The 25,487-nt window shown below is 63.2% G+C and carries 24 protein-coding genes; 12 read left to right on the forward strand and 12 right to left on the reverse strand.

What is annotated here, in order from left to right:
- The first annotated feature begins 347 nt into the window (after positions 1–347).
- From ACODS5_RS20085 to ACODS5_RS20095, 3 genes are all read left to right on the forward strand, one after another.
- On the forward strand, positions 348–1,193 hold the full coding sequence (locus tag ACODS5_RS20085) for a protein phosphatase 2C domain-containing protein (protein ID WP_134692965.1): 846 nt from the start codon (positions 348–350) through the stop codon (positions 1,191–1,193).
- A gap of 165 nt (positions 1,194–1,358) precedes the next feature.
- Complete coding sequence (locus tag ACODS5_RS20090) at positions 1,359–2,405, forward strand: YncE family protein (protein WP_489109484.1); 1,047 nt, start codon at positions 1,359–1,361, stop codon at positions 2,403–2,405.
- A gap of 267 nt (positions 2,406–2,672) precedes the next feature.
- Positions 2,673–2,996 carry a DUF2790 domain-containing protein gene (locus tag ACODS5_RS20095; RefSeq protein ID WP_134692963.1) on the forward strand — a complete coding sequence of 108 codons (324 nt, stop codon included), beginning with the start codon at positions 2,673–2,675 and terminating at the stop codon, positions 2,994–2,996.
- Positions 2,997–3,038: 42 nt separating this feature from the next.
- Here the strand turns inward: ACODS5_RS20095 and ACODS5_RS20100 are convergent, their stop codons facing one another.
- Complete coding sequence (locus tag ACODS5_RS20100; RefSeq protein WP_134692962.1) at positions 3,039–3,923, reverse strand: LysR substrate-binding domain-containing protein; 885 nt, start codon at positions 3,921–3,923, stop codon at positions 3,039–3,041.
- 103 nt (positions 3,924–4,026) lie between these two features.
- On the opposite strand from ACODS5_RS20100, the gene ACODS5_RS20105 reads away from it, so the two are divergent.
- On the forward strand, positions 4,027–4,977 hold the full coding sequence (locus tag ACODS5_RS20105) for a DMT family transporter (protein ID WP_489109485.1): 951 nt from the start codon (positions 4,027–4,029) through the stop codon (positions 4,975–4,977).
- 44 nt (positions 4,978–5,021) lie between these two features.
- On the opposite strand, the gene ACODS5_RS20110 is transcribed toward ACODS5_RS20105, so the two are convergent.
- The 9 genes from ACODS5_RS20110 to ACODS5_RS20150 all read right to left on the reverse strand — a co-directional run bounded on the left by ACODS5_RS20110 (position 5,022) and on the right by ACODS5_RS20150 (position 16,426).
- Positions 5,022–5,735, reverse strand: a complete 714-nt coding sequence (locus ACODS5_RS20110; RefSeq protein WP_134692960.1) for an HvfC family RiPP maturation protein — start codon at positions 5,733–5,735, stop codon at positions 5,022–5,024.
- Position 5,736: 1 nt separating this feature from the next.
- The gene (locus ACODS5_RS20115; protein ID WP_489109486.1) at positions 5,737–6,564 is read right to left on the reverse strand and encodes an HvfB family MNIO-type RiPP peptide maturase; all 828 of its coding nucleotides are present in this window, start codon (positions 6,562–6,564) and stop codon (positions 5,737–5,739) included.
- Between the two features lie 118 nt (positions 6,565–6,682).
- On the reverse strand, positions 6,683–7,171 hold the full coding sequence (locus ACODS5_RS20120; RefSeq protein ID WP_489109487.1) for an HvfA family oxazolone/thioamide-modified RiPP metallophore: 489 nt from the start codon (positions 7,169–7,171) through the stop codon (positions 6,683–6,685).
- Between the two features lie 167 nt (positions 7,172–7,338).
- Positions 7,339–7,890 (reverse strand): DUF4174 domain-containing protein, encoded by a 552-nt coding sequence (locus ACODS5_RS20125; RefSeq protein WP_489109488.1) that lies wholly within the window; start codon positions 7,888–7,890, stop codon positions 7,339–7,341.
- Positions 7,891–8,082: 192 nt separating this feature from the next.
- Complete coding sequence (locus tag ACODS5_RS20130) at positions 8,083–9,882, reverse strand: NEL-type E3 ubiquitin ligase domain-containing protein (RefSeq protein ID WP_489109489.1); 1,800 nt, start codon at positions 9,880–9,882, stop codon at positions 8,083–8,085.
- Positions 9,801–12,056: a dermonecrotic toxin domain-containing protein gene (locus ACODS5_RS20135; RefSeq protein ID WP_489109502.1), complete on the reverse strand. Its 2,256-nt coding sequence runs from the start codon at positions 12,054–12,056 to the stop codon at positions 9,801–9,803. The genes ACODS5_RS20130 and ACODS5_RS20135 overlap by 82 nt, the downstream gene beginning before the upstream one ends.
- Before the next feature lies 1 nt (position 12,057).
- Positions 12,058–12,576 carry a dermonecrotic toxin domain-containing protein gene (locus ACODS5_RS20140; RefSeq protein WP_489109490.1) on the reverse strand — a complete coding sequence of 173 codons (519 nt, stop codon included), beginning with the start codon at positions 12,574–12,576 and terminating at the stop codon, positions 12,058–12,060.
- A 160-nt stretch (positions 12,577–12,736) separates the two neighbouring features.
- The gene (locus ACODS5_RS20145) at positions 12,737–15,097 is read right to left on the reverse strand and encodes a DNA polymerase II (protein WP_489109491.1); all 2,361 of its coding nucleotides are present in this window, start codon (positions 15,095–15,097) and stop codon (positions 12,737–12,739) included.
- A gap of 120 nt (positions 15,098–15,217) precedes the next feature.
- Entirely contained in the window at positions 15,218–16,426 is a 1,209-nt protein-coding gene (locus ACODS5_RS20150) for an MFS transporter (protein ID WP_489109492.1), read from the reverse strand.
- Between the two features lie 114 nt (positions 16,427–16,540).
- Here ACODS5_RS20150 and ACODS5_RS20155 point away from each other — a divergent pair, with 114 nt between their 5' ends.
- On the forward strand, positions 16,541–17,452 hold the full coding sequence (locus ACODS5_RS20155; protein ID WP_134692953.1) for a LysR substrate-binding domain-containing protein: 912 nt from the start codon (positions 16,541–16,543) through the stop codon (positions 17,450–17,452).
- A gap of 424 nt (positions 17,453–17,876) precedes the next feature.
- Here the strand turns inward: ACODS5_RS20155 and ACODS5_RS20160 are convergent, their stop codons facing one another.
- Positions 17,877–18,524, reverse strand: coding sequence for a hypothetical protein (locus ACODS5_RS20160; protein ID WP_489109493.1), 648 nt, complete (start codon positions 18,522–18,524; stop codon positions 17,877–17,879).
- Positions 18,525–18,836: 312 nt separating this feature from the next.
- Here ACODS5_RS20160 and ACODS5_RS20165 point away from each other — a divergent pair, with 312 nt between their 5' ends.
- Positions 18,837–19,328, forward strand: coding sequence for a hypothetical protein (locus ACODS5_RS20165; RefSeq protein ID WP_489109494.1), 492 nt, complete (start codon positions 18,837–18,839; stop codon positions 19,326–19,328).
- Between the two features lie 318 nt (positions 19,329–19,646).
- On the opposite strand, the gene ACODS5_RS20170 is transcribed toward ACODS5_RS20165, so the two are convergent.
- On the reverse strand, positions 19,647–20,567 hold the full coding sequence (locus tag ACODS5_RS20170; protein ID WP_489109495.1) for a LysR substrate-binding domain-containing protein: 921 nt from the start codon (positions 20,565–20,567) through the stop codon (positions 19,647–19,649).
- A gap of 173 nt (positions 20,568–20,740) precedes the next feature.
- On the opposite strand from ACODS5_RS20170, the gene ACODS5_RS20175 reads away from it, so the two are divergent.
- From ACODS5_RS20175 to ACODS5_RS20200, 6 genes are all read left to right on the forward strand, one after another.
- Entirely contained in the window at positions 20,741–21,514 is a 774-nt protein-coding gene (locus ACODS5_RS20175; protein WP_489109496.1) for a YqcI/YcgG family protein, read from the forward strand.
- Between the two features lie 2 nt (positions 21,515–21,516).
- A complete protein-coding gene (locus ACODS5_RS20180) occupies positions 21,517–22,149 on the forward strand; it encodes a LysE family translocator (protein WP_134692948.1) in 633 nt (210 codons plus the stop codon).
- A 14-nt stretch (positions 22,150–22,163) separates the two neighbouring features.
- A complete protein-coding gene (locus ACODS5_RS20185) occupies positions 22,164–23,249 on the forward strand; it encodes a hypothetical protein (protein ID WP_489109497.1) in 1,086 nt (361 codons plus the stop codon).
- Positions 23,250–23,374: 125 nt separating this feature from the next.
- Positions 23,375–24,064, forward strand: a complete 690-nt coding sequence (locus ACODS5_RS20190) for a sel1 repeat family protein (RefSeq protein ID WP_489109503.1) — start codon at positions 23,375–23,377, stop codon at positions 24,062–24,064.
- Between the two features lie 230 nt (positions 24,065–24,294).
- The gene (locus ACODS5_RS20195; protein ID WP_489109498.1) at positions 24,295–24,912 is read left to right on the forward strand and encodes a ferric reductase-like transmembrane domain-containing protein; all 618 of its coding nucleotides are present in this window, start codon (positions 24,295–24,297) and stop codon (positions 24,910–24,912) included.
- 21 nt (positions 24,913–24,933) lie between these two features.
- A complete protein-coding gene (locus tag ACODS5_RS20200) occupies positions 24,934–25,422 on the forward strand; it encodes an HvfX family Cu-binding RiPP maturation protein (RefSeq protein ID WP_489109499.1) in 489 nt (162 codons plus the stop codon).
- The last annotated feature ends 65 nt before the right edge of the window (positions 25,423–25,487 follow it).

The following is a 25,487-nucleotide window of genomic DNA, read 5'->3' on the forward strand; positions in this document are numbered from 1 at the left end:
CAAGCGTTATGCCATGAATAAATGGCTTTTAAATCAGTTGGTTAGTATGGAGTGATCGAAGATACTGGGGAGGCTGACCCAAAGCCGGGGCACCCAGTGGGTTTGCCTGATGGGAGGATTTTCGCCCATTGCGCCTCCCAAGCACGCACCCCGTCATAGCGGTTCCACCGCCAAGGCCATTGCCTTCGACAAGCGCGGTGTATGCCGCGCTGGGCTGGGCGGCCACAACCGAAATGGCCAAGACCTTGCACCAGGCCCCTGATAGTTTTTCCAGTTGCGCGGTTTGACGGCGGATGCGACAACCCTCAAGGTCAGGGTACTGCCCGAACCTTGCAAGGAGCCAAACGATGCATTTCGACCTGATCCAGACCCTGAGCCTAGCCGGCAAACCCGACGTCCCCAACGACGACCGCGTCGGCTGCGCCGATCGCCACGCCTGGGTGATCGATGGCGCCACCGACCTTGGCGAGCCCGGCCTGCTCGGGGCTCGTGGCGGCGCGACCTGGCTGTCGAGCACCGCGCAGCGGGCCTTTGCCGGGGCGTCGGGGAGCTTGCGGGACATCTGCACCAGCGTCTTCGAGCAGATCGCCCAGGCCTACCAACGCGATCGCCAACGCGAACCCGTGGCCCCCTGGGAATTGCCACGCGCGGCTTTCGCCGCCGTGGCGCTGGAGGGCAACCAACTGGTCTGCGCGCATCTTGCCGATTGCGTGGTCCTGCATCGCAGCGCTGGCGGTGTGCACTTTCTGACCCCCGATCCCGACCACCAGGCCGAGGGTGCCGAAGCCGCCGCGCTGGGCCCCGGCACCGGTGCTCACGGCATACGCAGCGAGGCCGTGGTGCTCGATCGCCGCGCCTCCCGCGAGCGTGCCCGGACAGTGCTGGGGGTCGATGCGGCGCAGTCCGCGGCAGGCACGCTTTACTCGCGTGCGCCAGCAGCTCCTGGGGACGATGTGGTGTTGATGAGCGACGGCTTCGCCGCGCTGTTCGACACTTATCAGGTCTGTGACCCCACAGCTTTCATCAGGCGCCTGCACAGCCATGGGCTTGCCGATCTGGGCAATACATTGCGCGCAATCGAGAACCTGGATGATGCCTGCCTGCGCTACCCACGCTTCAAGATGAGCGACGACGCTTCGGCAATCTGGCTGCGCATCGCCGGCCCCCTGCCGGCGAACCCGGCGATGCGCTAGTCGCTGAACCGATATCGCGGAACAAGCCCGCTGCCACGTTCGCGTCTCTGTGTGCCTGCCCAGCCCGCAAGGCTGGGTGATCGCCTGCGAGGAAACTCTCGGCGCGCTGCACCGGTCACAGCCTTTGAGCATGCAACAAGGACCGCAACCCAAAGGAGACTGGACATGCCCTACCCTCATCGCAAAGCCCTGCTCCCGCTGGCCCTGGCCAGCGCCCTGCTGGCCGGCGCGCCACTGGCCAGCGCCGACGACATCCTGCTGGTCGGCAACAAGGCCGATGCCAGCGTCTCGGCCCTGGACACCCGCAACGGCCAGGAACTGCTCCGCCTGCCGGTCGGCAGCGGCCCCCACGAAGTGGTGGTCAGCGGCAACGGCCTGCTGGCGGCAGTCGGCAACTACGGCGCGCAAGGCAGCGCCAACAACAGCCTGAGCGTGATCGACTGGCCCAGCCGCACCGTGGTGCGCACCATCGACCTGGGCCAGGATTCGCGCCCCCACGGCATCCGCTTCCTGCCCGACAGCCAGCGGGTGGTAGTCACCACCGAGGACAGCGAGCGCCTGCTGATCGTCGACCTGGCCCAGGGCAAGGTGCTCGACCGTATCGATGTCGGCGGCGGCAAGCCGCACATGGTCGCGCTGTCACCCGGCGCCGACCGCGCCTATGTCACCCATGTCGACGGCGGCAGCCTGTCGGTGGTCGACCTGCTGCACAAGAAGAAGATCGCCGAGATCCCCACCGGCCAGGGCAGCGAAGGCGTGGCGGTAACCCCCACCGGCACCCAGGTGTGGGTCAGCAACCGCGCCGGCGATGATGTGGCGATCGTCGACACCCAGCGCCTGGAGGTCACCGACCGCATTCGCACCGGCGTGTTTCCGATCCGCATCGCCATGACGCCGGACGGCAAGTACGCCCTGGTCACTTGCGCCAAGTCGGCGGAACTGGCAGTGATCGATGTGCTCGCCAAGAAAGAGATCAAGCGTATCGGCCTGGCCCGCGAAGGCGCCGAGTACCGGCGCACGCAGTTAGGCGAGCAAGCGCTGCCGATCGGCGCGGTGGTATCGCCGGACGGCAAGCGGGTCTACGTGGCGATCAGCGGTGGCGACGAAGTAGCGGTGATCGATACCGCCAACTGGAGCGAAAAGGCCCGCTGGAAAGCCGGCCCCGAGCCGGACGCGCTGGCGATCGTGATCCAGCCGAAGGAAAAGAGCTGACGCCCAGCAAAAAAGGCGCCTCGTACGAGGCGCCAAACCATTCACCGGCAACCAAAGGAGCTCACGGTCGGCCGAGGCTGATGCTCGCCGCTGGCGGCTAACGGGAAGGTGATGGCGACATTACAATCGCGTCATTTGCGGGTAGGCCTGAAGACAGGCTGGCTCCTACCCGAAGGCGACCTTTCAGATCTGTAACCCCAGCGTCATGCCCCTGTTGGCCGGTCATCGCTAGCGTGGACTGCGAACCCACTGGCGCAGACTCACTCCATGTTACGACCGACCCTGATTGCCGCGCTGCTCACCCTGTCGCTTTCAGCCCAGGCCACCGGTTTCTCCGAGCAACGCAACGAACAACTGATCGCCGATCACCAGCAGGCTGTTGCCGCCTACGCCGAGCGCCGCGGCAAGCCGATGCCGGACATCGTCGACTATCGCTACGGCATGAAACTCGACGTCGCCCGCTTCGTGCGTCAATCGGGCGACCCGCGCACCTGCGAGGTGGTGCCGCGGCTGATGACCTTCGAAGATAGCCAGGGCACCTTGCGCACCGTGCGCTACGCGGTACTGGCGCAATGCATCAACAACAAGTAGTTCAGCCGTGCTGGCCATCCATCCGTTGCGGGCTCGTCTGCATCACTGCCCCGACAGGAAACTCACCAACTGTCGTCCGTGGCTGCTCAGCCGCTCCCAGCCACGGAAGCAGATACGCAGCTCCAGGGTCGCCCAGCGCTCCTCCAGCGCCACCCGGCGCACGGCCAGTTCCTGCTCGGCGCGGATCGCCGCGGTCTCCGGGAGCATGGCGATGCCCGCGTGCTGGGCCACCAACTGGGCGATGGCCTCGAAGCTTGGCGCCCGTACGCGCACCTTCAGCGGCATGGCCAGGCTCATCGCCAACTCCTCGACGAAACGCTGCATGGCCCGCTCGGCGGGTAGGCAGACGAAGGCGAAGCCCAGGGCATCGGCCAAGCGCAGTTGGCCACGGCCGGCCAGAGCATGCTCGCTGGGCACCAGCAGTACCAGACGCTCGGTGCGAAACGGCAACGACACCACGCCATCGTTGACCAGGTTGCCGTCATACACGCCAATCTCGCAATCGCCAGCCAGCACGGCCCGCAGCACATCGACACTCTTGTGCTCGACCAGTTGCAGGTCGACTTGCGGGTAGTCGGCCAGGAACGGCCCGAGCACCGCGGGCAACAAGGTGCTGTTGGTCACCGTAGACACCGCCAGGTGCAGGTCGATACGCCGCTGCCCGGCCAGCTCCTTGAGCGTATCGTGCAGTTTCTGCGCCTCGCCCAGTACGCCACGGGCCGACTCCAGCACCAGGCGGCCGGCGGGGGTCAACTGCATGCCATCGGCCTTGCGCATGAACAACACCAGGCCGCTACGGGCCTCGAACTGCCGCAGCCGGCTACTGGCGGCCGAAACCGCCACCGGGAAGCTCGCCGCCGCCTTGCTCAGGCTGCCGGTGGCGGCGATGGCGGCGAGCAGGCGCAGGTCCGCCAGGTCGAAATGCATGATGCCTTCTCCAAAACAGAAGGGTACGTTCGAGAAAAAGCGATTCTAGCCCGCCATCCTTCTGTTCAGAATAACCCGGGACTCATTTTGTTACGGACTTACCATGACCCACCTGCCCGCCCCGTTCCACCGCGCCCTCGCCAACGGCAGCCTGTATGCCGTGCTGGCAGCCCTGGGTTTCAGCTTCAAGGCCATCTTCGTCAAGCTCGCCTATACCGCCGGCCCGGTGGATGCCATCGCCCTGCTGGCCCTGCGCATGGCCCTGGCCCTGCCTTTGTTCGCCTGGCTGGTATGGTCCAGCCGTAGCCAGGGCGTCGCCGTCCTGACCCTGGGTGACGGCCTGCGCGTGGCCTTGCTCGGGCTGTTCGGCTACTACCTGGCGAGCCTGTTCGACTTCTACGGTTTGCAATACATCAGTGCCGGCCTGGAGCGGCTGATCCTGTTCACCTACCCCACCCTGGTGCTGGTGATCCAGGCCGTGCTCCAGCGGGAACGCCCGACCCTGCGCACCTTGGCGGCCATGGGCCTGTGCTACCTGGGGCTGGGGATCGCCTTCGTGCATGACATCGGCAGCGCCAGCGGCGGTAGCCAGGTACTGGTCGGTTCGTTGTGGGTGTTCGCCAGCGCGGTCACCTACGCGTTGTACTACGCCGGCACCGGCATGATGCTCAAGCGCATGGGCTCGATGCGCCTGGCCGGGCTGTGCGGTACGGCATCGTCGCTGATGGTGCTGGCCCACTACCTGCTGGTGGCGGATGTTGCACCCCTGCTGCAACTGCCACGCGCGGTGTGGCTCAATGCTGCCTTGATGGCGCTGTTCTCGACGGTGCTGCCGATCTACTGGGTGGCCCTGGCGATCCAGCGCATGGGGCCGACCCACACCGCGGCGGTGGGCAACTTGGGGCCGGTGCTGACGGTGCTGGCTTCGTGGGCGATTCTCAGCGAGGCGATATCGCTGTACCAGGTGCTGGGCCTGACGCTGGTGCTGTTCGGCGTGTCGCGATTGAAGCCGGCGCAAAAGGCCCAGACGCAGGCAAGTGCTGGCCGAGCGTAGGTTTCACCTGTGCGGCTGTTCGCCGCCAGCCGGCCTCTACAGCGTCACTTGGCTGACGCGGTGCCAACGATGATGCCCTGTTCGCGCAGTCGCTCCAGCAGCATCAGCCCCTGGCGCTGCACCTCGTCATTACCCAGCGCCTGCAAGCGCTCGCGACCGCTGCCGGGCAAGCCTGCCAGCAGTTGCCAAGCCATCGGCGCCAGGCGCGCGAAACGTACCTGCAAGTCAGCATCCCGATACACCAGCAACAAGGTGCAGGTTGCGGGCACCTCATCAGGTTGGTAATCCGGCCCGATCCGCTCCACCGGCCAGCGATAAGCCAACACCCGAGCCACGCAGGACAACAGTGGCTCCCCTTCGAGCAGATCCCCGGCAGGGTCATGGCGGGGATCCTCTGCATCACTCAGGAACAACTGCGCCTCGATCCACTCGTAGTGCGCCAGTTCAAGCTGCCAAGGGGCATCAAGCTCGATCGTTTGCAGGTAGTCGATGAACGTTGCGGCGACTTCCGTGAACAGCGGCGTCTGGCTGCGGTAATGGGCGTAGAAGTCAGCGACCCGGGCATGCCAACGCCCCTCGCCGAGGGTCGCGCGCAGCACCGGGAAGCTGCCCGCCAGCAGGCCTTCGATGGCGCCATAGAACAGCGCGCGGTAGATTTTCAAGCGTCGGGCCTCGATGCCCGGCGGCGCGGGATTGACGGCCGGATCACGCAGATGACGGGCCAAGGTGAACTGTTGCGCACCTAAGGTCGCGGGCATGTCAGCGCCCTCCATGGGTCAGTTGCAGCGCACGGATGCGCGCGGTCTCGGCCAGCAGTTCGGCCAACGGCGGATAGTTGAAGTCACGCTCGAGCACCGTTGGCTGTGCGCCGAAGCGCTGGCAGGCACTGGCGAACAGGCCCCAGACAGCCTCCTTGACCGGCGCGCCATGGGTGTCGACCTTGAGATCCTCGGCTTCGTCGTAGTGGCCAGCGACGTGCATGCCCACCACCCGCTCCCGTGGGATGCCGTCGAGGAAAGCCTGGGCGTCGTAGCGGTGATTGCAGGCATTGACGAAGACGTTGTTGATGTCCAGCAGCAGATCGCAGTCGGCCTCCGCGAGCACGGCGCGGATGAAATCGAGCTCATCCATGGCCTGGTAGGGCGCGGCGTAGTAGCTGATATTCTCGACCGCGATACGTCGCCCGAGCACATCCTGGGCCTGGCGAATGCGAGCGGCCACATGGTGCACGGCTTCTTCGGTGAACGGGATCGGCAACAGGTCGTAGAGATGGCCATCGTCGCTGCAGTAACTCAGGTGTTCGCTGTACAGGCGTACCTGGTGACGCTCCAGGAACTGCCGGGTACGACCGAGCAACACTGTGTCCAGCGGCTGTATCCCGCCCAGGGATAACGACAGGCCGTGGCAGGAAATGGCAAAGCGTTCAGCCAGGCGTTCCAGGCCTTGGCCAAAGGTGCCGCCGACGCCGATCCAGTTTTCCGGGGCACACTCGAGAAAGTCCAGGTCAGCGCTGTCCATGCTCAGCAGTTCGGGCAGCAAGCCCCGGCGCAGGCCGAGCCCGGTGTACAAGGGGGTGGGATGAGTCATTGCCAGGTCTCTCGCAAGGTCTTGCTGGTGTAAGAGCCGCCATGCTGGCGAACCAGGCAGCACGGTGCATGGCACCGGCTGCATTGGTGCTCGCCGGGCGGCGCCTACGGCGAAGGCGTCAGGACTTGTCGCTCAGGTGGCTGAACAGCCCATCAGGCATGGCCTTGCCATTGGCCTTGAAGATCCCGGCCAGGTGGTCATGGGCTTCCTGTTCGGAGATGAAGCCATCGTGATTGTGGTCGATCTTCTCGAAGTCGGCGGCGCGGTCCTTGGCCACGGCGAGGAACTCCTCGCGAGAAACCTTGCCATCGTGGTTGCTGTCGGTACGGGCGAACGAGGCGTCACCGCATTTGCCTTCACCGCACTTGCCCTCGGCGCCGGCCTTGGCACTGGCGCCACACTTACCCTCGCCGCACTTGCCTTCGCCTTGCGTGGCCTTGCCGCTGGCGCCGCATTTGCCCTCACCACACTTGCCTTCGCCGGCGGTCTTGGCAGCGGCCAACTGGTAGCCCTGGGACAGTGGTTCCACGGCAAAGGCCGTGTTGCCAAGGACCATGCCACCGATCAGGGTGGCGCCGAGCAGGCCGAGCGTATTGCGCGTTTTCATGGTGTTGCTCCACTTGGTTGGAAAGTGGAGCCATTTGGCCGCAGCGGTGTGTCGTCGGTGTATCGCCCAGAGCATGGTTTTGTATGAGAGTGGGTCGTTTCGGCAAGCAGATACAGAGTGATACAAGAAACGGCCCCGTGCTGATGCAAGGGGCCGTGGCAGCGCCTTCAGTCGTCCAACGGTTTAGGCGGCGCGGCCGGCTTGGCGGGCTTGGCAGGTTTGCTTTCCTTAGGCTTCGCCTCCGGGGTCGCGGCTACCGGCTCTGGCGCACTTACGGCCTTCTCGCTGGCCGGCAGCTCGTCGACGGCTTTGAAGATCACCTGCGGATCGAGTTTCTCGCCACTGTCATCGTCCTTGAGGACATGCCGCTCACCATCCTTGCCCACCAGAATCACCTTGGTGCCCTTGCTCGCGCCCAGTTTGAGCTCGCGAATCAGAGCCATGGTGGCCTGCTGCTCGAGGTTCTTGTCCTCGCGCTTGCCCATCATGTTGGCAACGCTGAACAGCACCAGGTTGCGTTCGGTGAAGCCGGCCTTGGTGGCCGGGTCCTGCAACGCCTGGTTCAGGCCGCGCAACGTCGGATCGGCCGTACTAGGGGCAATGACCACCAAAGGCCTGGCCTTGCCCAGTTCCTTGGCCAGCGGCGCATCGCTGTCGGCGGCGCACAACGGACCGGCGACGACGAGCAGGGTGGCGAGGGTCAGTGACCGAACGAGCATGCGTATCTCCTTATGTTCTCGATAAACCAAAGACTACGGATCAGGGAGAAAGATCCGGCACGGCAGCCTAAACCAGCTGACCTCACAGGGGGCCCCGAGAAGCGTAACCGGCCATTACCGCAACCGGCCAAGCCTGCCCTGAGCATAGCCCAAGGCGGCTGCCTCATGGCCCCTCGTGCCGGCATGCATGTATTATTCGAACTTGACCTGCACCTTCCACCCCCAGGTCGCACGCGCCAAGCCATCGAGGGTGATTTCCAGACGTTTCTCGAGCGTCCAACGCTCGACCTCAGCCTGCAGAGCCTGGTACGCCTGTTCTGAGGCTTGGGCCGCTTCGAGCGCCGCCAGTCGATTGCGAAATGACTTCGGCACCTTGAGTTTGGAGGGATACATTCGCTCCATGAACTCAACCCAGAAACGTCTTTGGACCATCGACAGCGCAAGGGTTGAGGACGTCTGCCTGTCCTTGACATGCATCTTGGCACGCACCACGTCGCCATCCGCGACATCGGCGATGCGTTCATACAGCATCGCGCTGCGGTTAAGCGGCAGGTCAAGGTCATCGATCAGCGCCTGGCGAAAGGCCAAAACGACCTCGACCGCCTCGGCCCCTCGATTGGGCAGCTCGGCGGCATGTCGCAGGGCAAACGCATCCAGGGCATCGAGACGCCACAGTTGGCCACCGAGCCTGAGCAAAGCGGGTTCGGTGTCGTAGGCCAAATCTTGCTGCTGCGCATCCCAGACGCGTACCCGAACTTCAAGGTTGCTGAAACACAACGTCGCATTGTCGGCGCAGTTCTCGGTCTCCGCGGCGGCGAACAGTTCATCTCTCAACGCCTCGTTACCCTCTTCGGCCAACACTTCGCACAGGTCGAGCAGCCTCGAGGCCAGGAAACTGGCGGTGCTGTCCGATCCGAAATCGGCAGAGCGGCTCAGCCGGGCCAGCAAGCGGAAGAAGCTTTCCGAGCCAGGCTTGGCCTCGAGTGCCCGCCACAGGTTGGCCAAGTCCTTGCGAAACTTCGGCCGGATATGGTCCTGCCAACGCAAGCGCACCGGGACAGGACTGTTTTCCGGTTCGTACCAGGCCCTGGGCAGGGTCGCCGGCAGTGCGACGTTGGCATTAACCAGGCGCACACGCCCTTCACGCCAAAGGCGCGAGGCCGCCAGGCCCTCCGGCAGGCGCAGCAAACTGTTGTCACTCATGTCCAGATGGTTGAGCCTGGGGCAGTCGAGCACACCGATCGGAAAATTTCTCAGCTGCGTCTTGCGCAACAGTAAGCTACTCAGGTGCGGCATGCCCCTGAGCGAAAACGACATGCCCAGCGGATTGCGCGACAGGTTCAGGTAACGCAATTCGCCGCATTCAGCCAGCATCTCGGCATGTTCGCGGTGTAGCGCCAGGCGGTTGTCAGTCAGGTCGAGCACCCGCAAGGCGCTGCGCAATGGCTGTGGCAACGTCAGTTGGTTGAGCTTGCAATTGGTGATTTCCAGGGTGTCCATATTAGGGAAGGCGAGCAAGAACTCGCCTGGAACCTTGTCTATCTTCAATCCACGCAGGATCAGAGCGTTGATGTGGGGGAATTTCACCGAGGCGGGAAGCCGCGGCAAACTTCGAATACCCAGATCTTCCAAGGCAAACAGCACGCCTTGTTCACGTGCCTGGGCATCGAGCGCCGGTAGAGTGAAGCGCCAGCAGTCGACCAGCGCACGCTTGACGTGTCCCCGGGCGCCCCACTCCAGGGTAGCGATACCATTGCGCCGCCATTGTCTCAAGGCCTGACGCAACGCCTCATATTCGCCCTCCAGGTCATCCAGTACACCGTTGGCGTCGCGCGCCACTTCAGGGCTGTCCAGCCACTGCTCGAGCCGATCGTCGCTGTAGGCGGGATACAAGTGTTGCAACCGCGCGATCAGGGACCTGGGTGCGTTGTAGGGCAAACGGCGCCGCCCGCCACACAGTGGATAGCCGACCCTGCCATCTTCCAGGCGCATGGGCAGCCGCCGTTCCCCGCCGGATCCGGTCCGAGCCATTGCGCCAGCTCGACCCGCCGACCGGCCATTTGCCTGGCCAACGCCAGGCGTAGATTGGCCGCCATGGGCTCAGTGACGCCCATGGCGGCGAGCTGCGGCGCACTGTAGGCATCAGCCAATACCTCGAACAGCTCGCCAGGGGCGGAAGGCTCGATGCCTTGCCCGCCGTCCAGCACGAACACCCCCTCCTGATGGGTCAGGGTCATCCTCGGCCCCGTACCGCCCGAGTCGTACGTCGGCACCTGCCCGTCTCCGTCGACCAGGGACCATCGGCGTCCTGCCGGCGCGCCGTGCAAGGTATCCAGCAACCTCAACACGACCCGGGCAAAGGCAAAGGTCTGTGGAGTATCGATAAACAGCCCCTCGGCCATACGCGCGACCTGGATACGCCGGACCCTCACCCTGGCTCGTGAAGCCAGGCTCAACGGTACCCGTCCAGAGGCATGCAACGCCTCACGCTCCGCTGCGCTGGCCTCTTCGAGCAACCGCAGCGCAGACAGCCGGTGCAAGCTGGTGAAGTCCCGGCACAGTAGCGCGACATCGCCTTCGACGACATTCTGCTCATCGTACAGGGCCTGCAGCAGCGATCGCCGTTGTGTCCAGATCGACTCGGCCAATGCCGCGCCCGGGTCGCCCGGGACATCCAGACGTGCAGCGACGCTCTCCAGCAAATCCTGATCCTGCACCTCTACACCACTGCGCAACTGCTCTACCAGCCCTCGCAGCCGGTTGGCCAACCTGACACGACTCACCGTGTCGACCAGTTCGGCGTCCGGCGCCCTCGCATACACATGCAGCCCTCGCAGGTGGTCGGCGTCCACACCATGGGCCATTAGCACACGCTCGATCTGCACATCGTCGAGCTCGCCGAATGCACCGCCCAAACGCCGGAACATCCGCTGGGTCCCACGCCACTCGGCAGGTCGCTCTGACCACAGGCGCCAAGCTCCCGCACCATTGTGTTCAAGCAGCGGCGCATGGTCGCGGTAGGTATCCAGATACCAATACCCCTCACCTTCTTCGAATACCCGAAAGTAGTGCCCTTCCATTTCTATCCAGGACTGCTCGCCAAGCCGATGGACGCCCTGGGCGTCCACGACAGCGGCAGCGGGAGGCCGCGCGACAGTATAGGGTGCCAGATCCTGGTTCCACAGTTTGCTGCTGCCGTCCTTGAGTACCGCAGGGACCATGCTATCGACCGCCACGGAGCGTTGCCATGCGGTCTGCGCGACTTTGACACCCGCCGCAGTCGTCGCCAGTACCGCGACATCCTTGCCGACATTGACCAGATGATCCAGCGCAGCGTTGGTATCGCCTTCGCGCCAATCCTCTACCGACTGGAACACCTCCTTGAGCAGGTCCCAGGCCATCACCGCCAGCATCATCGCGCCCACGGCCGGGATGAACAGGCCGACCAACCCAACGACCGTCCAGCCGAGTTTTTCCAGAAACTTTTCATGCTCGATCTGAACTGCCCGATCGAGTTTTGCCACCGGCATCGCGATAACCGATGCGTCATCCTTGATCTGCGCGATGCGCCGAGCCCCCAGGTGTTCGAACAACGGCAGCGGGTAGGCTTTCATATGCTGGTCCAGCTCCCGGGTCGCCCAGTCGGCGACATCGCCCACCTGGTCGAGCACGGCGGCAAAGAACCGGCCACAGTCGCGCTGCAGCACGAAACGGCTGAAGAAGCGGCGGTAATCAGCATCACGCAGGCGCTTGCCCAGGCCCCGCCTGGCGAAGGTCTCGAGATCCGGGGCGACGCTCCAGGCGCCGTTCGGATCACCCGGGATATACACCAAGACCCGCTTGCTGGTATCGCGGACGATCCCTTCATCGACGACATCCAGCACGACGATCTGCTGGAGGTCGCAGCCGAACGCCTGCAACTGCTTGGCGACCACTGGTGCGCCGTCCAGCCGGCCGGGTTCGCCGTTAAGATAGAGCGTTATCACGGATTCCAGCTCGGCACTGTCGAGTTGCCCTTCGGCGCGGGCCCGGAAAGCGTCCACCAGCATCCCGGCGCGCTGCAGATCGGCCAGCAAGGCCTTGAATGTCTGCCCGCCGTTCGCGGCATCACCTGGCCCGTCCAACAGACTGTCCAGGTGGCGCTGATATTGCCCACCGAGGTCCAGTTCACTGGCAAAACTTGGCGAAGGCTGGCGCGCTCGGTTGCGTCAGCACTCTGCCCGCGACGTCGACCACTGCATTGCCACGACGTTGACCTGAGGCGCGGGTCTGCTCATCGGTAAAGTTGCCCAGCGCGGCCGCCAGCAATGGCAGGTCGTAGTAGTCGGACTCACGGATCGGCAGCCGGGTGGTGAAGTAGCTGACGCTCGGTGACTGGTAGTCGTACCACTGACGGTAATACAGCTGGCTCACATCGACCGACAGGCCAAGCTGGGCCGCCAGCGCTTGCTGCAAGCGCGTCGTGGCAAATTGGTCGATGGGCTCTACCTGTGCCCATACCCGCGCCAGGCGCTGTCGACAAACAAGCCCCATGCGCAACGCTTCGTTCAACAAGCCGTAGTCACCAGGGGCGACCTTGCCCACCCAGTCTGGCAAGCGGTTGGCAATCATCCGGTCTTGAAAGCGTTGCACCAATGCCAGGGCATCAACCGCCTCTGCCGTTTCTTCGTTGGATTCGCTAGCCATGTTCCGCTCCCTTCAAGTGACAAAGGCGCCAGGGTAGGCAACGGGTCTGCTCCAACGGTGCTAGATAGTTGACTCATGCGCGCAATCAGCCCGTTCCAGGTGTTGATGATTGGCACGCGACTTGAACCTGACAGGGTCGTTTCGCGGCGCGAGGTGAGATTCAGAACAGCATCAGCTGGGCAGCGGTCAGGGTCGCGAAGTCGTCGCCGACGAAGGGCAGGATGGCGTCGGCCACCGGCTGTAGCTGGCGGCTCAGGTAGTGTTCGTAATCGATGGGGGCCTGGCGGTTCTCGAGCGGCTCGGGGCCGGCCGTGGTCATGACATAGTGAATCCAGCCTCCTCGCTGGTACTGCAGTGGCCTACCCAGATGGCGGTTGTAGTCATCCGCCAGGCGGGCGGCACGCACGTGCGGCGGTACGTTGCGCTGGTAGTCGGCCAACGGGCGGCGCAGGCGCTTGCGGTAGACCAGCAGTTCATCCTGTTCACCGGCCAAGGTGCTCAGCACGTACTGGCGCACGTAATCACGGTAGGGCTGGCCACGAAAGATCCGTCCGTACAGCGCCTGCTGGAATTGCCTGGCCAGCGGCGACCAGTCGGTGCGTACCGACTCCAGGCCCTTGTAGACCATCTGCTCGCTGCCATCGTCGCACTGCACCAGGCCTGCATAACGCTTCTTGCTGCCCTCATCGGCACCGCGAATGGTCGGCATCAGGAAGCGTCGGTAGTGGGTCTCGTACTGCAACTCCAGGGTACTCTCCAACCCCATCGATACCTGCAGATGCTGCCGCCACCACAGGTTGACCTCTGCCACCAACGCCTGGCCGATGTCTGCCGCCGCAGCCTCATTGTGGGCGTGCTTGAGCCAGACGAAGGTGGAGTCGGTGTCGCCATAGATCACATCGTAGCCCCGGGCCTCGATCAACAGGCGCGTCTGGCGCATGATCTGATGGCCTCGCAGGGTAATCGAGGACGCCAAGCGCGGATCGAAGAAGCGACAACCGCTGGAACCCAGCACCCCGTAGAAAGCGTTCATGATGATCTTCAACGCCTGCGACAACGGCGCGTTACCTGCCCGTTTGGCGGCCTCCCGGCCCTGCCATACCCGCTCGACGATGGCCGGTAGGCAATGGCTGCCGCGAGAAAATCGGGCGCCCAGAAAGCCTTCCACCGAGTGCCCGTTATCCGGCTGGCGCAGCCCCTCGACCAACCCCACTGGGTCGATGAGAAATGTACGGATGATCGACGGATACAGGCTCTTGTAATCGAGCACCAGTACCGAATCGTAGAGCCCTGGGCGCGAATCCATCACGAAACCGCCGGGGCTGGTCTGTTCGGGGCGGCTGCCAAGGTTGGGGGCGACATAGCCCAGGCGGTGCATATGCGGCATGTACAGGTGGCAGAACGCGGCCACCGAACCGCCGCTGCGGTCCACGGCCAGGCCCGTGACCGACGCGCGCTCGAGAAGGAAGTCGAGCAACCGGGCATGGGCGAAGATCCGCGTGACCAGTTCGCAGTCCTTGAGGTTGTAGCGGGCCAACGCCGGCTTGTCCTCGGCGAACATCCGGTTGATTTCCTCCATGCGCGCGTACGGGGTGTCGATCGCCTTGCCTTCGCCGAGCAACTGCTGGGCGACGCTTTCCAGGCTGAAGGAGGGAAAGCTCCAGGTGGCCGAGCGCAACGCCTCGATACCGTCGATCAGCAAGCGCCCGGGCGCTTCGGCGAAAAAGTGATTGCGACTGCCATGCTCACGCAGGTGCAGCGGCGCGCCATCGCGGCCCAGGCACAGGGGTACCTCGAGCTGGCGGGTATGTTCGAAAAGCAGACGCAGGTCGAACTGCACCAGGTTCCAGCCAATGATCGCATCCGGGTCGTGCAGGGCCAGCCAACGGTTGAGGCTGTCGATCATGGCCACGCGATCGGCGCAGTAGTGCAGTTCGAAGTCCAGCGCGGGGTGCTCACCCTCGGCCGCGCCGAGCATATACACCGTGCGCTGTCCGCAGCCTTGCAGGGCGATGCTGTAAAGCTCGCCACGCTCGCTGGTCTCGATATCCAGCGACACCATGCGCAGTGGCGGGCGGTAGTCGGGGTCGGGCTTGAGCTGGGCGTTGCATAGCGTGCCTTGTGCATCGGGATGGCCAGCAAAACGCACCGGGGCGGTAATGAAGCGCTCCATCAGGTAACGCTCGGGCGGACGGATATCGGCCTCTAGCACCTCGATGCCGGCGCCACGCAGGCGCTTCTCGAGGGTCATCAGCTGACGATGCTGACGGCAGTAGAGGCCGAGCACCGGACGCTGGTCGAAATCACGCAGGTGCAGGGGCTTGAGTTCTACGCCCGGCTCGTTGGCCAGCAGCGCCCGGGCATGATCGGCCTGTGCGGCGGGAATGAACGCCACCGAAGGCTGGGGCGCCAGGCGTAACCGCCTAGGCCCCTGGTCGGTGGCCAGCCAGAACTCCACGCTAGTGCCTTCGGGCGTGTCATGCCAATGACGGGTGAGGACAAAGCCCCGTTGCAACTGCACCGCGTGAACCTCGCAAAGCTGGAGCGCAAATGGCGATTCTACCGTGCCGGCAAGCCGGCTCCTACAGCATTGCCCTCCCAGTCCGCGGGAGCCAGCCTTGCTGGCGAACCCACTCGCGCATCATCCCCGGCGAGCGCCACTGGCGAACCCCGCGCGACGCCCAGCGAACACCAGCCACCCGGCCACGGCGACCAACCCCAGCACCACCGCGCCAAAGGACGCCACCCCGGCCCCGGTCAACAACAAACCGCCGATGATCCCGCCCAGGGCGATCGCGCTGTTCCACACCGTCACCAGCATCGACTGCGCCACATCGCCGCCCTCGCCCGCCGCGTCGGCACAGGCGGTCTGCAACAAGGTCGGCGCGCCACCATAGGTCAATCCCCACAACGCCACGCTGGCATGCACCAGCCATGCCGAGCCCTGCACCTGCCCCAACGCCAGGATGGCCAGGGCAAAGCCAGCCAGGCATGCCAGTACCAGCCCGCGCAGGTGACGGTCCACGCCCAGGCCAACCAGCGCGATGCCAGCCAACGATGCCAGGCCGAAGGTCATCAGCACCTGGCCAACCTCGCCCGCCATGCCCAGCGCCGCCAACAACGGCACGATATAGGTATAGAGAATGTTGTGCCCCAGGATCCACGCCAGGATCACCAGCAGCACCCGCGCCACCCCAAGGGTACGCAATACCCCCAGCGCCGCCGGGCGCCTGCCCGCCACCTGGCCGGGGAAGTCCGGCACCGCCCGCAGCACCCAGCCCACCAGCAACAATGCCGCCAGCGTCACCACCACGAAAGTGGCGCGCCAGCCCAGCAAGGCCCCCAGCCAGGTGCCGATCGGCAACCCCAGCGACAACGCAATGGGCTGCCCCAGCATCGCCACTGCCATGGCCTTGCCCTGTTGCGCCGGTGCCACCATGCGCCGGGCATGGCCGGCGATCAGGCCCCAGGCCAACCCGGCAGCGGCCCCGGTCAGGAAACGCAGCAGCAAGGTCAGGGTGTTATCCGTTGAAGCAGCGGTCAGCCCGTTGAACAGCACGAAACCACCGATGGCCAGCAACAGGGCCCGGCGCCGAAACCAGCCTTGGGTCAAGGTCACCAGTGGAATCGCCGTCAGCAACGAGCCCAGCGCGTAGGCGGTCACCCACTGCCCGGCCATGGCCTGGCTGATGCGCATGCCCGTGGCGATCTGGTCGAGCAGGCCGGCCGGCAGGGTCTCGCTGAGGATGGCGATGAAGCCGGTCAGGGCCAGGGCCAACAGCCCACTCAAGGGCAGCCGCGTCGCCGGGGCGCTTTCGGCGGCGCATGCCGCGGGGGAAGGTGTATGCATGGATGCCTCCAACTGTCGATCAAGACCGCTATCTTGTGATAACGAGGCATTACGGAAAAAGACGGTTAGAATGCCGTTCATATCGGACAAAAATGTCCGTAATAGGAGCGCAACATGGACAGCCTCAGCGGCTTCGTGGTGTTCAACCGAATCGCCGAAGCCGGCAGTTTCGTCGCCGCTGGCCAATCCCTGGGCATCAGCGCCTCGGCGGTGGGCAAGCGCGTCGCGCGCCTGGAACAACGCCTAGGGGTGCGCCTGTTCCACCGCAGCACCCGCAGCATCACCCTGACCGCCGAAGGCGCGTTGTTTCTCGAGCGTAGCCAGCGCATCCTGGCCGAGATCGAAGCCACCGAGCAGGCGTTGTCCCAGGCCAGCAGCACCCCGCGCGGACGCTTGCGGGTCAGCCTGCCGCAGGTGACTGGGCTGGTGATGCCGGCGCTGGCCGAGTTCATGGCGCGCTACCCGGACATCGAGCTGGACCTGGACTTCAGCGACCGCATGGTGGATATCGTCGGCGAAGGCTTCGATGTGGTGATGCGCGGTGGCCAGCCGCTGGATTCGCGCCTCAACGCCAAGTTTCTCGGGCACTTCCAGCACCGCCTGGTCGCCTCCCCGGCCTACCTGGGCGCACACGGCACACCGCAGCACCCGCGCGATCTGGCCGAGCACCGCTGCCTGCACTATCGCTTCCCCAGCACCGGCAAGCTGGAAGTCTGGCCACTGCGCCGGGAGCACCCCGAGCAGGACTACGCCATTCCCATCGCCATGGTCTGCAACCATGTCGAGACGCGTATCTGCTTTGCCCTCAATGATCGCGGCATCACCTGCCTGCCGGACTTCAGCGTGCATAACGAGCTGGCCGCCGGCAGGCTGGTGAGCGTGCTCGACGGGTTCATGGAGCGGCGCGGCAGTTTTTATCTGCTGTGGCCCTCGGGCGGGCAGATGCCGCCGAAGTTGCGGGTGTTCATCGATTTCATGGTGGCGCAACTATTGCTGAAAACCGCGTGTGAACAGGCTAGTCGGTAGTACTGCAAGCGCTTGGCTCGGCAGCGCGACACTTAGGCGCTGTATGGAAAGTCTTGAGACGAAGGTCAGGCAAGGCGAACACAGCCGAGCAAGCGCAGTGTACTGAAGTCCTTGAATATTCCGAGGCTGTTTTCAACGCAGTATGAACGAGTATCAAGGCTTTTCGTACAGAGCCTAACGTATCCTACGATGCTCCCATGTGTTGTGTCGGCGGAGCCATTGAAGCGTGTCAGTCGTCATTGCTTGCCGATTCTCGTTTAGCTTGATCGCGGCCCTGGCGACTCATCGGATCTGTACGAGAATCATTCATGCTGCGTTGAAAACAGCCTCACAAGGCTCATGTACTCCAGCAGGCTCCGCTTGCTCGGCTGCTTTTCCCTCAAGACTTTTCGTGCACAATTGAACCCATCTATCATTCATCCATTCAGGCAGACGCCCCATCAACGCTCGGTCGTTTTTTTTTGACCACTTTTAAACTGGCCGTGCTTCCCGAGAAGACGAAGCGCATCATCATCCACATATATTCATCATCCCTCCCAGTGTACGCCTCAGCCCTAAGATTGTATCGCCCGGACTGCGTAGAAAGCTCTTTGTGTGCTGGATGATCCGGGTCAGCCATAACGTCCTCTATTTTGTCTTTCGTCAAAGATTCAATCATGTTCGCATAGCCACGATCAATGATCACCATATTCATCGGATGATCAAACTTCTTAGTATCGTCATTCTGCTGAGCCCAGATATGATAACTTAACGTGAGTACATCTTTTTTAATACTCAACGGCCCCGGAACGTGGCGCGATGGATTATTAATAGTTCTGGCACTGCCAAATTTATAAAACCTGTAAATCCCCCACGAATGCCCCCAAGGCTGAACATTCGCAAACTTTTGATCCTCCGAAGGAATCGTAGTGACTGATGCGATCTCACCCTCCTTCAACAGAACTTCAACCCTAAAAAAATAACCGTTATCTTGCGTACTGAGCTCTGTCTCCACCAAATTAAAAGGGAAGTTTTTATCGATTTCCCAATTTACGTTCTTGTCATTATCCATAGCGCCAGATTTGTTAGTCATGCTTGTTTCCTCCGAGGGTAGGGAATAGGAGCAATTTCATTGTTCACTCCGATAGCACAGCTTGGATACTAGTAAAACTAACAGGTCCCTATAGGTTCTCCTCCTTACTCAGGACAGGCCGTCTGACCCGTGCTGCATGCGCTCCTTTCTTTCCCCGGATGAGCTTTCCATCGGTTAATGGAACGACGCAGCGTTCTCCGCAGCTATATCAGAGAACGCACCTGAACCACACCTAGCAAAACTACTAGTTGTCACTCGCTGCCCCACTTGGTAAATAGGATGCGCAGGAACCAACAACCAAGGAGGTTTACAATGAAATTTAATTTTCAGGGCGAAATTTTCACTGTCCACCCCCGTTTGGCATGGTCTGTCGCCAAAGCGGTAGAGAACTCTAGCTCCCTACGAATATTCAGGAGCGAAAAACCAACCTTGAGTATTCTTCCTAAAGAGCTTAAGTACAAGACAATCAAAAATGGGTCCTCGTTGTACATCGAATCGATTGAAATCGTAGGCGAAAAAGACAACGTGGATGAGCATCTATTGAAACAAGTGGATGATAGAAACCAAGACAACACCATCATGGACGCATCAGACCGATGCGTTTTAGACCTTCCTGGAAATTTATACGACGACATATGGGGAGACTCTGCGCTCGACATGGTGGCCGCGGCATCCAATAAAAAAATCATGTACAATGGAAAATATTACATGCCCCACTTATACTTGCTTGATCTCCCAGAACCTGGCGCAAATGGTGGACTTATTGGTACCTTTTACGCGCGCGTCAGGCTTAGCGCTGCCTGACAAATAGCTTCACGCCTGTTACGTTCTCTTTTGGCCAGTGGCTTGGGTGTTCGGTCAAGGCGCCGCAACGAGTCATAGCAGGGCTATGGCGAGGAGTGGCAACGCCACCCGGGCGCCCAAGACACCGCCAAAAGTGAACAGCTTGTTCCCGAGGCAGAGCCTAGTGTCCCGATCGGTTAGTTCTTTAATCTAAAAGCCCCCGAAATCATTGGGCGGAACAAATAAAGAACATAAACGAGTTAACCATGCAGGATACTAGCCTCCCGATCAACTCAGCCGTAACAAGCCTGCCCATGATTCACATATAGAGAAGCGCCATCACCCATACAGATAACTGATGTCCCTGTGTGCCAGAACTGGCACCTGCGCCACCAGATACTCACGCAACTTATGCATCTGGTGGGCCTTGGGGCTGGCCTTGAGCCAGGTCATGTAGTAGCCGTCGCCGGTGGCCACCGCCTGTGGAAATGGCGTGACCAGGTTGCCCACCGCCAGGTCGGCGCTGGCCAGCACCAGGTCGACCACCGAAATACCCAGGCCTTGCTGGGCTGCCGAAATGCCCTGGTCGAGGGTGTCGAATACCTGGCCCTGGTCGATGCTGATCTCCAGCGCGTCCAGGCGCGCCAGCCAGCGCCGCCAATCGCGCCGGTCCGGCGAGGGGTGAAGCAACTCGCAGTCGTCGAGCACCGACAGCGGCGGCGCGGGGTTGCCAAGGTAGCTGGGGTGGCAGACAGGGATCAGCCATTCGTCGAACAGCTTGAGGCTCTCGACCTCGGCCGGGAAGCGGCCATTGCCCAGGAGGATGGCGCAGTCGTAGGGCTCGGAATAGAAATCCACCGCGTCGATGTCCATCCATACGCTGGACAGTTGCACCGCGCAACTGTTGTCGGCTTTCTTGAACCCGTCCAGCGCCCGCAACAGCCAGCGCACGGTGAGCGTCGACGGCGCCTTGAGACGGATGCCATAACGGTCCTGGCGCAACAGCGCGCAGGCATTTTCGATGATCTTGAAGCCGACCTTGAGCTCCTGGGCCAGCAACCGACCATGCTCGGTCAGGCGCAACTTGGGGCCGCGGCGCTCGAACAGGTCGCAACCGAACAGCGCCTCGAGGGTCTTGATGTGATGGCTGACCGCGCCCTGGGTAAGGGCCAGCTCCTGTGCGGCACGGGTGAAAGAGCCGTAGCGCGAGGCCACTTCGAAGGCCCGCAGGGCGTGCAAGGCTTGAATCCGTTCCGACATGAGCGCCTTCCAGAGCATGAGCAAGGCTCATAGTAGGTCATAGTTCCAGGCGTTTTACAACGCAGCGACCCTCACGGAAAATGCTGCTAAATAACAATTTTATATAGCCAAACCGCATGGATATGCCGGAAAAATCACCTTGACGCGGTCACATCGATAGACCTGGGGAAATCATGTTTACGGGTTATGGAAACTGCTACCGCCTGGACGCGCTAGAGCTGGCCGATGAACATGTGCACAACCGGCACCACTGGACGCACAAGACCATAGAACACTTCAAGCAAACCTTGGCCAACCCCGACTTCCCTTGCCTATTCGGGCGCAAGGCGGTCACCGCGCGCACCTGCCATGTGATTTTCGCCCGTGCCGAGCGCTTGGCCGACGATATCGCCCGGGGCCTGGCCGACTACATCAGCACTGTCGAACCGATCCCGCTCAAGCAACGCATCGGCCACCCGCTGCTGGTGTTTCTGCAAACCGACCCGGCCACCTCGCTCGCCGCCCAGCAGGGCCTGGCCTGGGAGGTGCTACACCAGGTTCACGCCCGCGACCCGCGGCCCTGGCCAGCCGAGGTGCCGCAAGACCCCCACGACCCCCGCTGGGCGTTCTGTTTCGCCGGCATGCCGCTGTTCGTCAACATGAGTTTCCCCGGTCACCATTTGATGAAAAGCCGTAACCTGGGCCAGCACATCGCCTTCGTCATCAACCCCCGGGAAAGTTTCGACGAAGTGGCCAGCGCCAGTACCGAAAGCGGCCAGCGCATCCGCGCGCGCATTCGCGACCGGGTCCACCACTACAACGACGGCGTGATGCCTGACTCCCTTGGCTTCTTCGGCCAGGACGACAATTTCGAGTGGCGCCAATACCAACTGCAGGAGCCCGGGTCGCTGAACCCGGCACGCTGCCCGTTCCATACCGCAACTGCTGCTCCCCTGATCGAGAATTGAATGTGAATACCGCCCTGACCGCCACTTACGCCCTCACCGTGCTGCTGCTGATCGCCACCCCTGGCCCGGTGGTGGCGCTGATCGTCAATACCGCCGCCGCCTCGGGCTCGCGCAAGGCACTGTTCACCGCCGTGGGCACCAACTGGGCGTCACTGGTGCTGATCGGCGCCGCGGCTTGGATCATCATGACCAGCGCGGCCATCGACAAGAACTGGCTCAACGGCATGAGCCTGCTGGGTTGCCTGTTCATCGGCTACATCGCCCTGGGTACCCTGCGCGAAGCCTTGCAGCAACCGGCCGACAGCCCCGAAGCGGATACGCCGGTGGTGCAACCGGGGCGTGGCGGCTTGCTGCAGGGCTTCATGGTGGGTATTTCCAACCCCAAGGACATCATCTTCTTCATTTCCTTCTTCCCGCAGTTCATCCAGATCACCGAATCGTTCGGCAAAAGCATGCTGGTGCTGTCGCTGTTATGGATCGCCATCGACTTCGCCGTGCTCAGCCTGTACATCTTCGCCATCGGCAAAATCGCTTCGCCGCGCAGCAACCGCGTGATCAGCCTGGCGTCCGGCGTGGCGCTGCTGTTGATCGCCGGCGTTGGCCTGGCGTACAACCTCAAGGCCCTGGCGGCCTGAGCCGAGCAGCGCCCATGGCCCCGATCGACGACACCTCGCCAGGCAGCCCACTGCCCCAGGACTACCAGCGTTTTCTGCAACGGGGCAGTCGGCGGGCGCCGCAGATGCTCTACCTACATGAGCGCGGCTATCGCTCCGGCACCATCAACACCGATGCCTTGGGGCTGCGCTACAGCCACTGCGCCGGCAAGCGTTTCTCGGTGGCCGAGCGCGGTGGCGCGGCGCGGGTCAATGTGCTGGTGGGTGGTTCCACGGCCATGGGCATCGGCGCCAGCTCCGACGAGCACACGGTGGCCTCGTACCTGTCGCAACTGACCGGCGAAGTCTGGCTGAGCCTGGCCGGCTGCGGGCTCAACGCGACCCAGGAACTGCTGCTGTTCCTCACCCACCAGCATCGCTTTGGCCAGATCGGCCATGTGGTGGTGCTCAGCGGCCTCAATACCCTGGCCCAAGAAACCCTCGGCGAAGTGCTGGCCGGCAGCCAGGACCCGCAAAGGGCCCAGGTTTACCAGGACTTCCTCAACCGTTTCAACGAAGGCGTGCCAGCGACGCCTCCTGCACGCCGCGAATCGCTCTGGCAACGCCTGGGCCAGGCCTTGGCGTCGCGCCGCGTGCCGCCGTGGCCAGACATCGAACCGCTGTCGAGCCCGGACAAACGCCTGATCCGCGCCGCCGACAGCATCGGCCGCACCCTGCGGCAATGGGACCGTTTGCTGGCCGACGGCCATACCACCCTCACCTTCATCCTCCAGCCATTGCTGCCCTGGTGCCGGGAAGCCCTGCCCAGCGGCGAACAGGCCATGCTGGCCGCGCTCGAGCGCCAACCGTCGAACTTCGACCGCCTGATCGGCGGCGCTTTCGACAGCCAACTGCACATGGCCTTCTTGCGTCGCATCAAGAACCAGGCCGAGCCAATCCCCTGCTACGACATGAACTGCATGCTCGGCAGTTCGCCAGCCTTTACCCAGGACCTGTTCGTCGACCGCCTACATTTCAACGACCTGGGCAACAACGCCTTGGCCAAGGTCATCACCGCCAAGCTCGGCCTGGCCCAGGAAAACCATGCCCTGCGCAAGGTTTCACCGATCAAGCCGGGCTGATTACGACGGATCGGGCTTTCGGCGAAGCACGCTGGCTGGCTAGAATACGCCGTCGTCGCTCCTGATCCGCCTGAGGCATACGCGTACCTGCCATGACTTCCCCTGTCGCCCCCCAGCTGTTGGCCATGCGCGCAAGCCGCATGAGCCTTTTGCCACTGTTGCTGGCGGCCTTTGCCGTGCAGGCGCTGGAGGTGAACATCGACCCCCATGCCGACCTGCTGTATCGCCAGGCCCTGCCATTGCTGGAGCAGGCCGACAGCCAGGACGACAGCGCCAGCCCGCTGCGCGCCTCGGCCAGGGACCCCGAGCTGAGCCGTCAGGGCCAGGCCATGGCCCATACCCTGCCGTCGGCCGTGGCGCTGCTCAAGCGCTCGGTCGCCCTTGGCCATCCAGTGGCCCAGTATCGCCTGGCGCTGTATTACACCACCTACCTGCCTGCCGGGCAGATCGCCGACGCTGCCTGCCCATTGCTGGAGGCCAGCCTCAAGCAGGGCTTCGCGCCACCGGCACTGGCCATAGCCCGGTGGTGTACGCCTTACAATGCCAGCCCAGCCTACCGCGAGGCGTTGGCAGCGGTGCCCAGCATGGCCACCTTGTACGCGCCCTACTATCCGCAACCGGCGACGCGCCTGGCCTGCAGCCGCGCCCGGCCGCAGGGGTTGCAGATGCAGTGGGGACGCCAACGTGACTATCAGGCGGAAATCTACCGCCTGCTTGGCGAACTCGATCCACAGCAACGCCAGGGTTTCCTGCAAAAGGCGGTGGAGATCAATGGCTGCGCCGCCGCCCAGCAACGCCTGGCCAGCCAGCGCTAAGTGAGCGCCCGCTCCCGCACCAACCTCCCCGTAGGAGCCAGCTTGCTGGCGAACCCGGCGCCGCGGGGGATGGCACCGGCTGCGCCGTTGTTCGCCGGCAAGCCGGCGTCTACACATTGATACACAACCCGCTGTAGCGCGACACACTGCAGATACCCCGCCACCGCACACTCCCGGCCACCACCGCGCGAAGGCAGCCCGCCCTTGCCACCTGCTCCGGGAGACCACCCATGAAAGCCCTGCCCTGCGGCTGGAAGCTGTTCACTGCCCTTGCCGCCGTTACCCTGCTGATGACTGGCGCAGTGATGCTCAGCCAACCGCTAGGCGTCGATGGCCTGCGCAGTGCCATCCGCGCCACCGCACGCAGTTCGTTCGCCTTGTTTCTGGCGGCCTTCCTCGCCTCGGCGCTGGTCACTTTGCTGCCGGGCGCGGCCAGTCGCCAACTGCTGCGTGAGCGGCGCTACATCGGCCTGGCCTTCGCCTTCTCGCACAGCGTGCATGGGGCACTGATCTACCTGTATGCGCAACGCTACCCCGAGCTGTTCTGGGCAGGTCGCACGACCGTGGCGAATATCCCCGGGTCGCTAGGCTATCTGTTCATCCTGCTGCTGACCCTGACCTCGTTCAAGGCGCCCATGCGCCTGCTCGGCCCACGCCTGTGGAAGGGTCTGCACAGCACCGGCACCTGGGTGCTGGCCGCGGTGTTCTGCCTGTCGTTCTACAAGCGCATTCCCCTGGGCGGCTGGTATCCCCTGGCCTTCGCCCTGATGTTCGCCGCCATTGCCCTCAAGCTGATCGCCAAGCAAGCCCAGCGCTTGCGCCGCGCCGCCCCCTCGTTGTCCCAATGACTCAATGCAAGGAGCCTCGACATGCTGACGCCAAACCTTACCCGCCCTTTCACCGCCCTCGAGCATGCCGGCAACTGGGGCGCCGACCTGCCACTGCGGCTGTTCCTGGCCTGGGAGTTCTTCGAATCGGGCCTTGAGAAGTTCAACGGCAACAACTGGTTCGCCGACCTGCAAGGCAGTTTTCCATTCCCCTTCGACCTGCTGCCGGCCGGATTGAACTGGCAACTGTCGATGTGGGCCGAGTTGATCTGCCCGCTGCTCCTGCTGCTGGGGCTGGGGACCCGACTGGCGTCGGCGGTGCTGATGGTGGTGACGGTGGTGGCGATTGCCGCGGTGCACTGGCCCAGCGAGTGGTCGAGCCTGGCGGAACTAGGACGGGGATATGTGATTACCGACCAGGGTTTCGGCAACTTCAAGTTGCCGCTGATCTACCTGGTGGCATTGCTGCCGCTGCTGTTGAAGGGGGCTGGAAGATTGAGCCTGGATCATTGGCTATGGCGCAGGCACTGAAAACATCGTGGGGCAAGCCCGCTGCCACGAAGCGACGCCTTCGTGGCAGCGGGCTTGCCCCGCGG

It is taken from the genome of Pseudomonas sp. FG47, assembly GCF_057809115.1.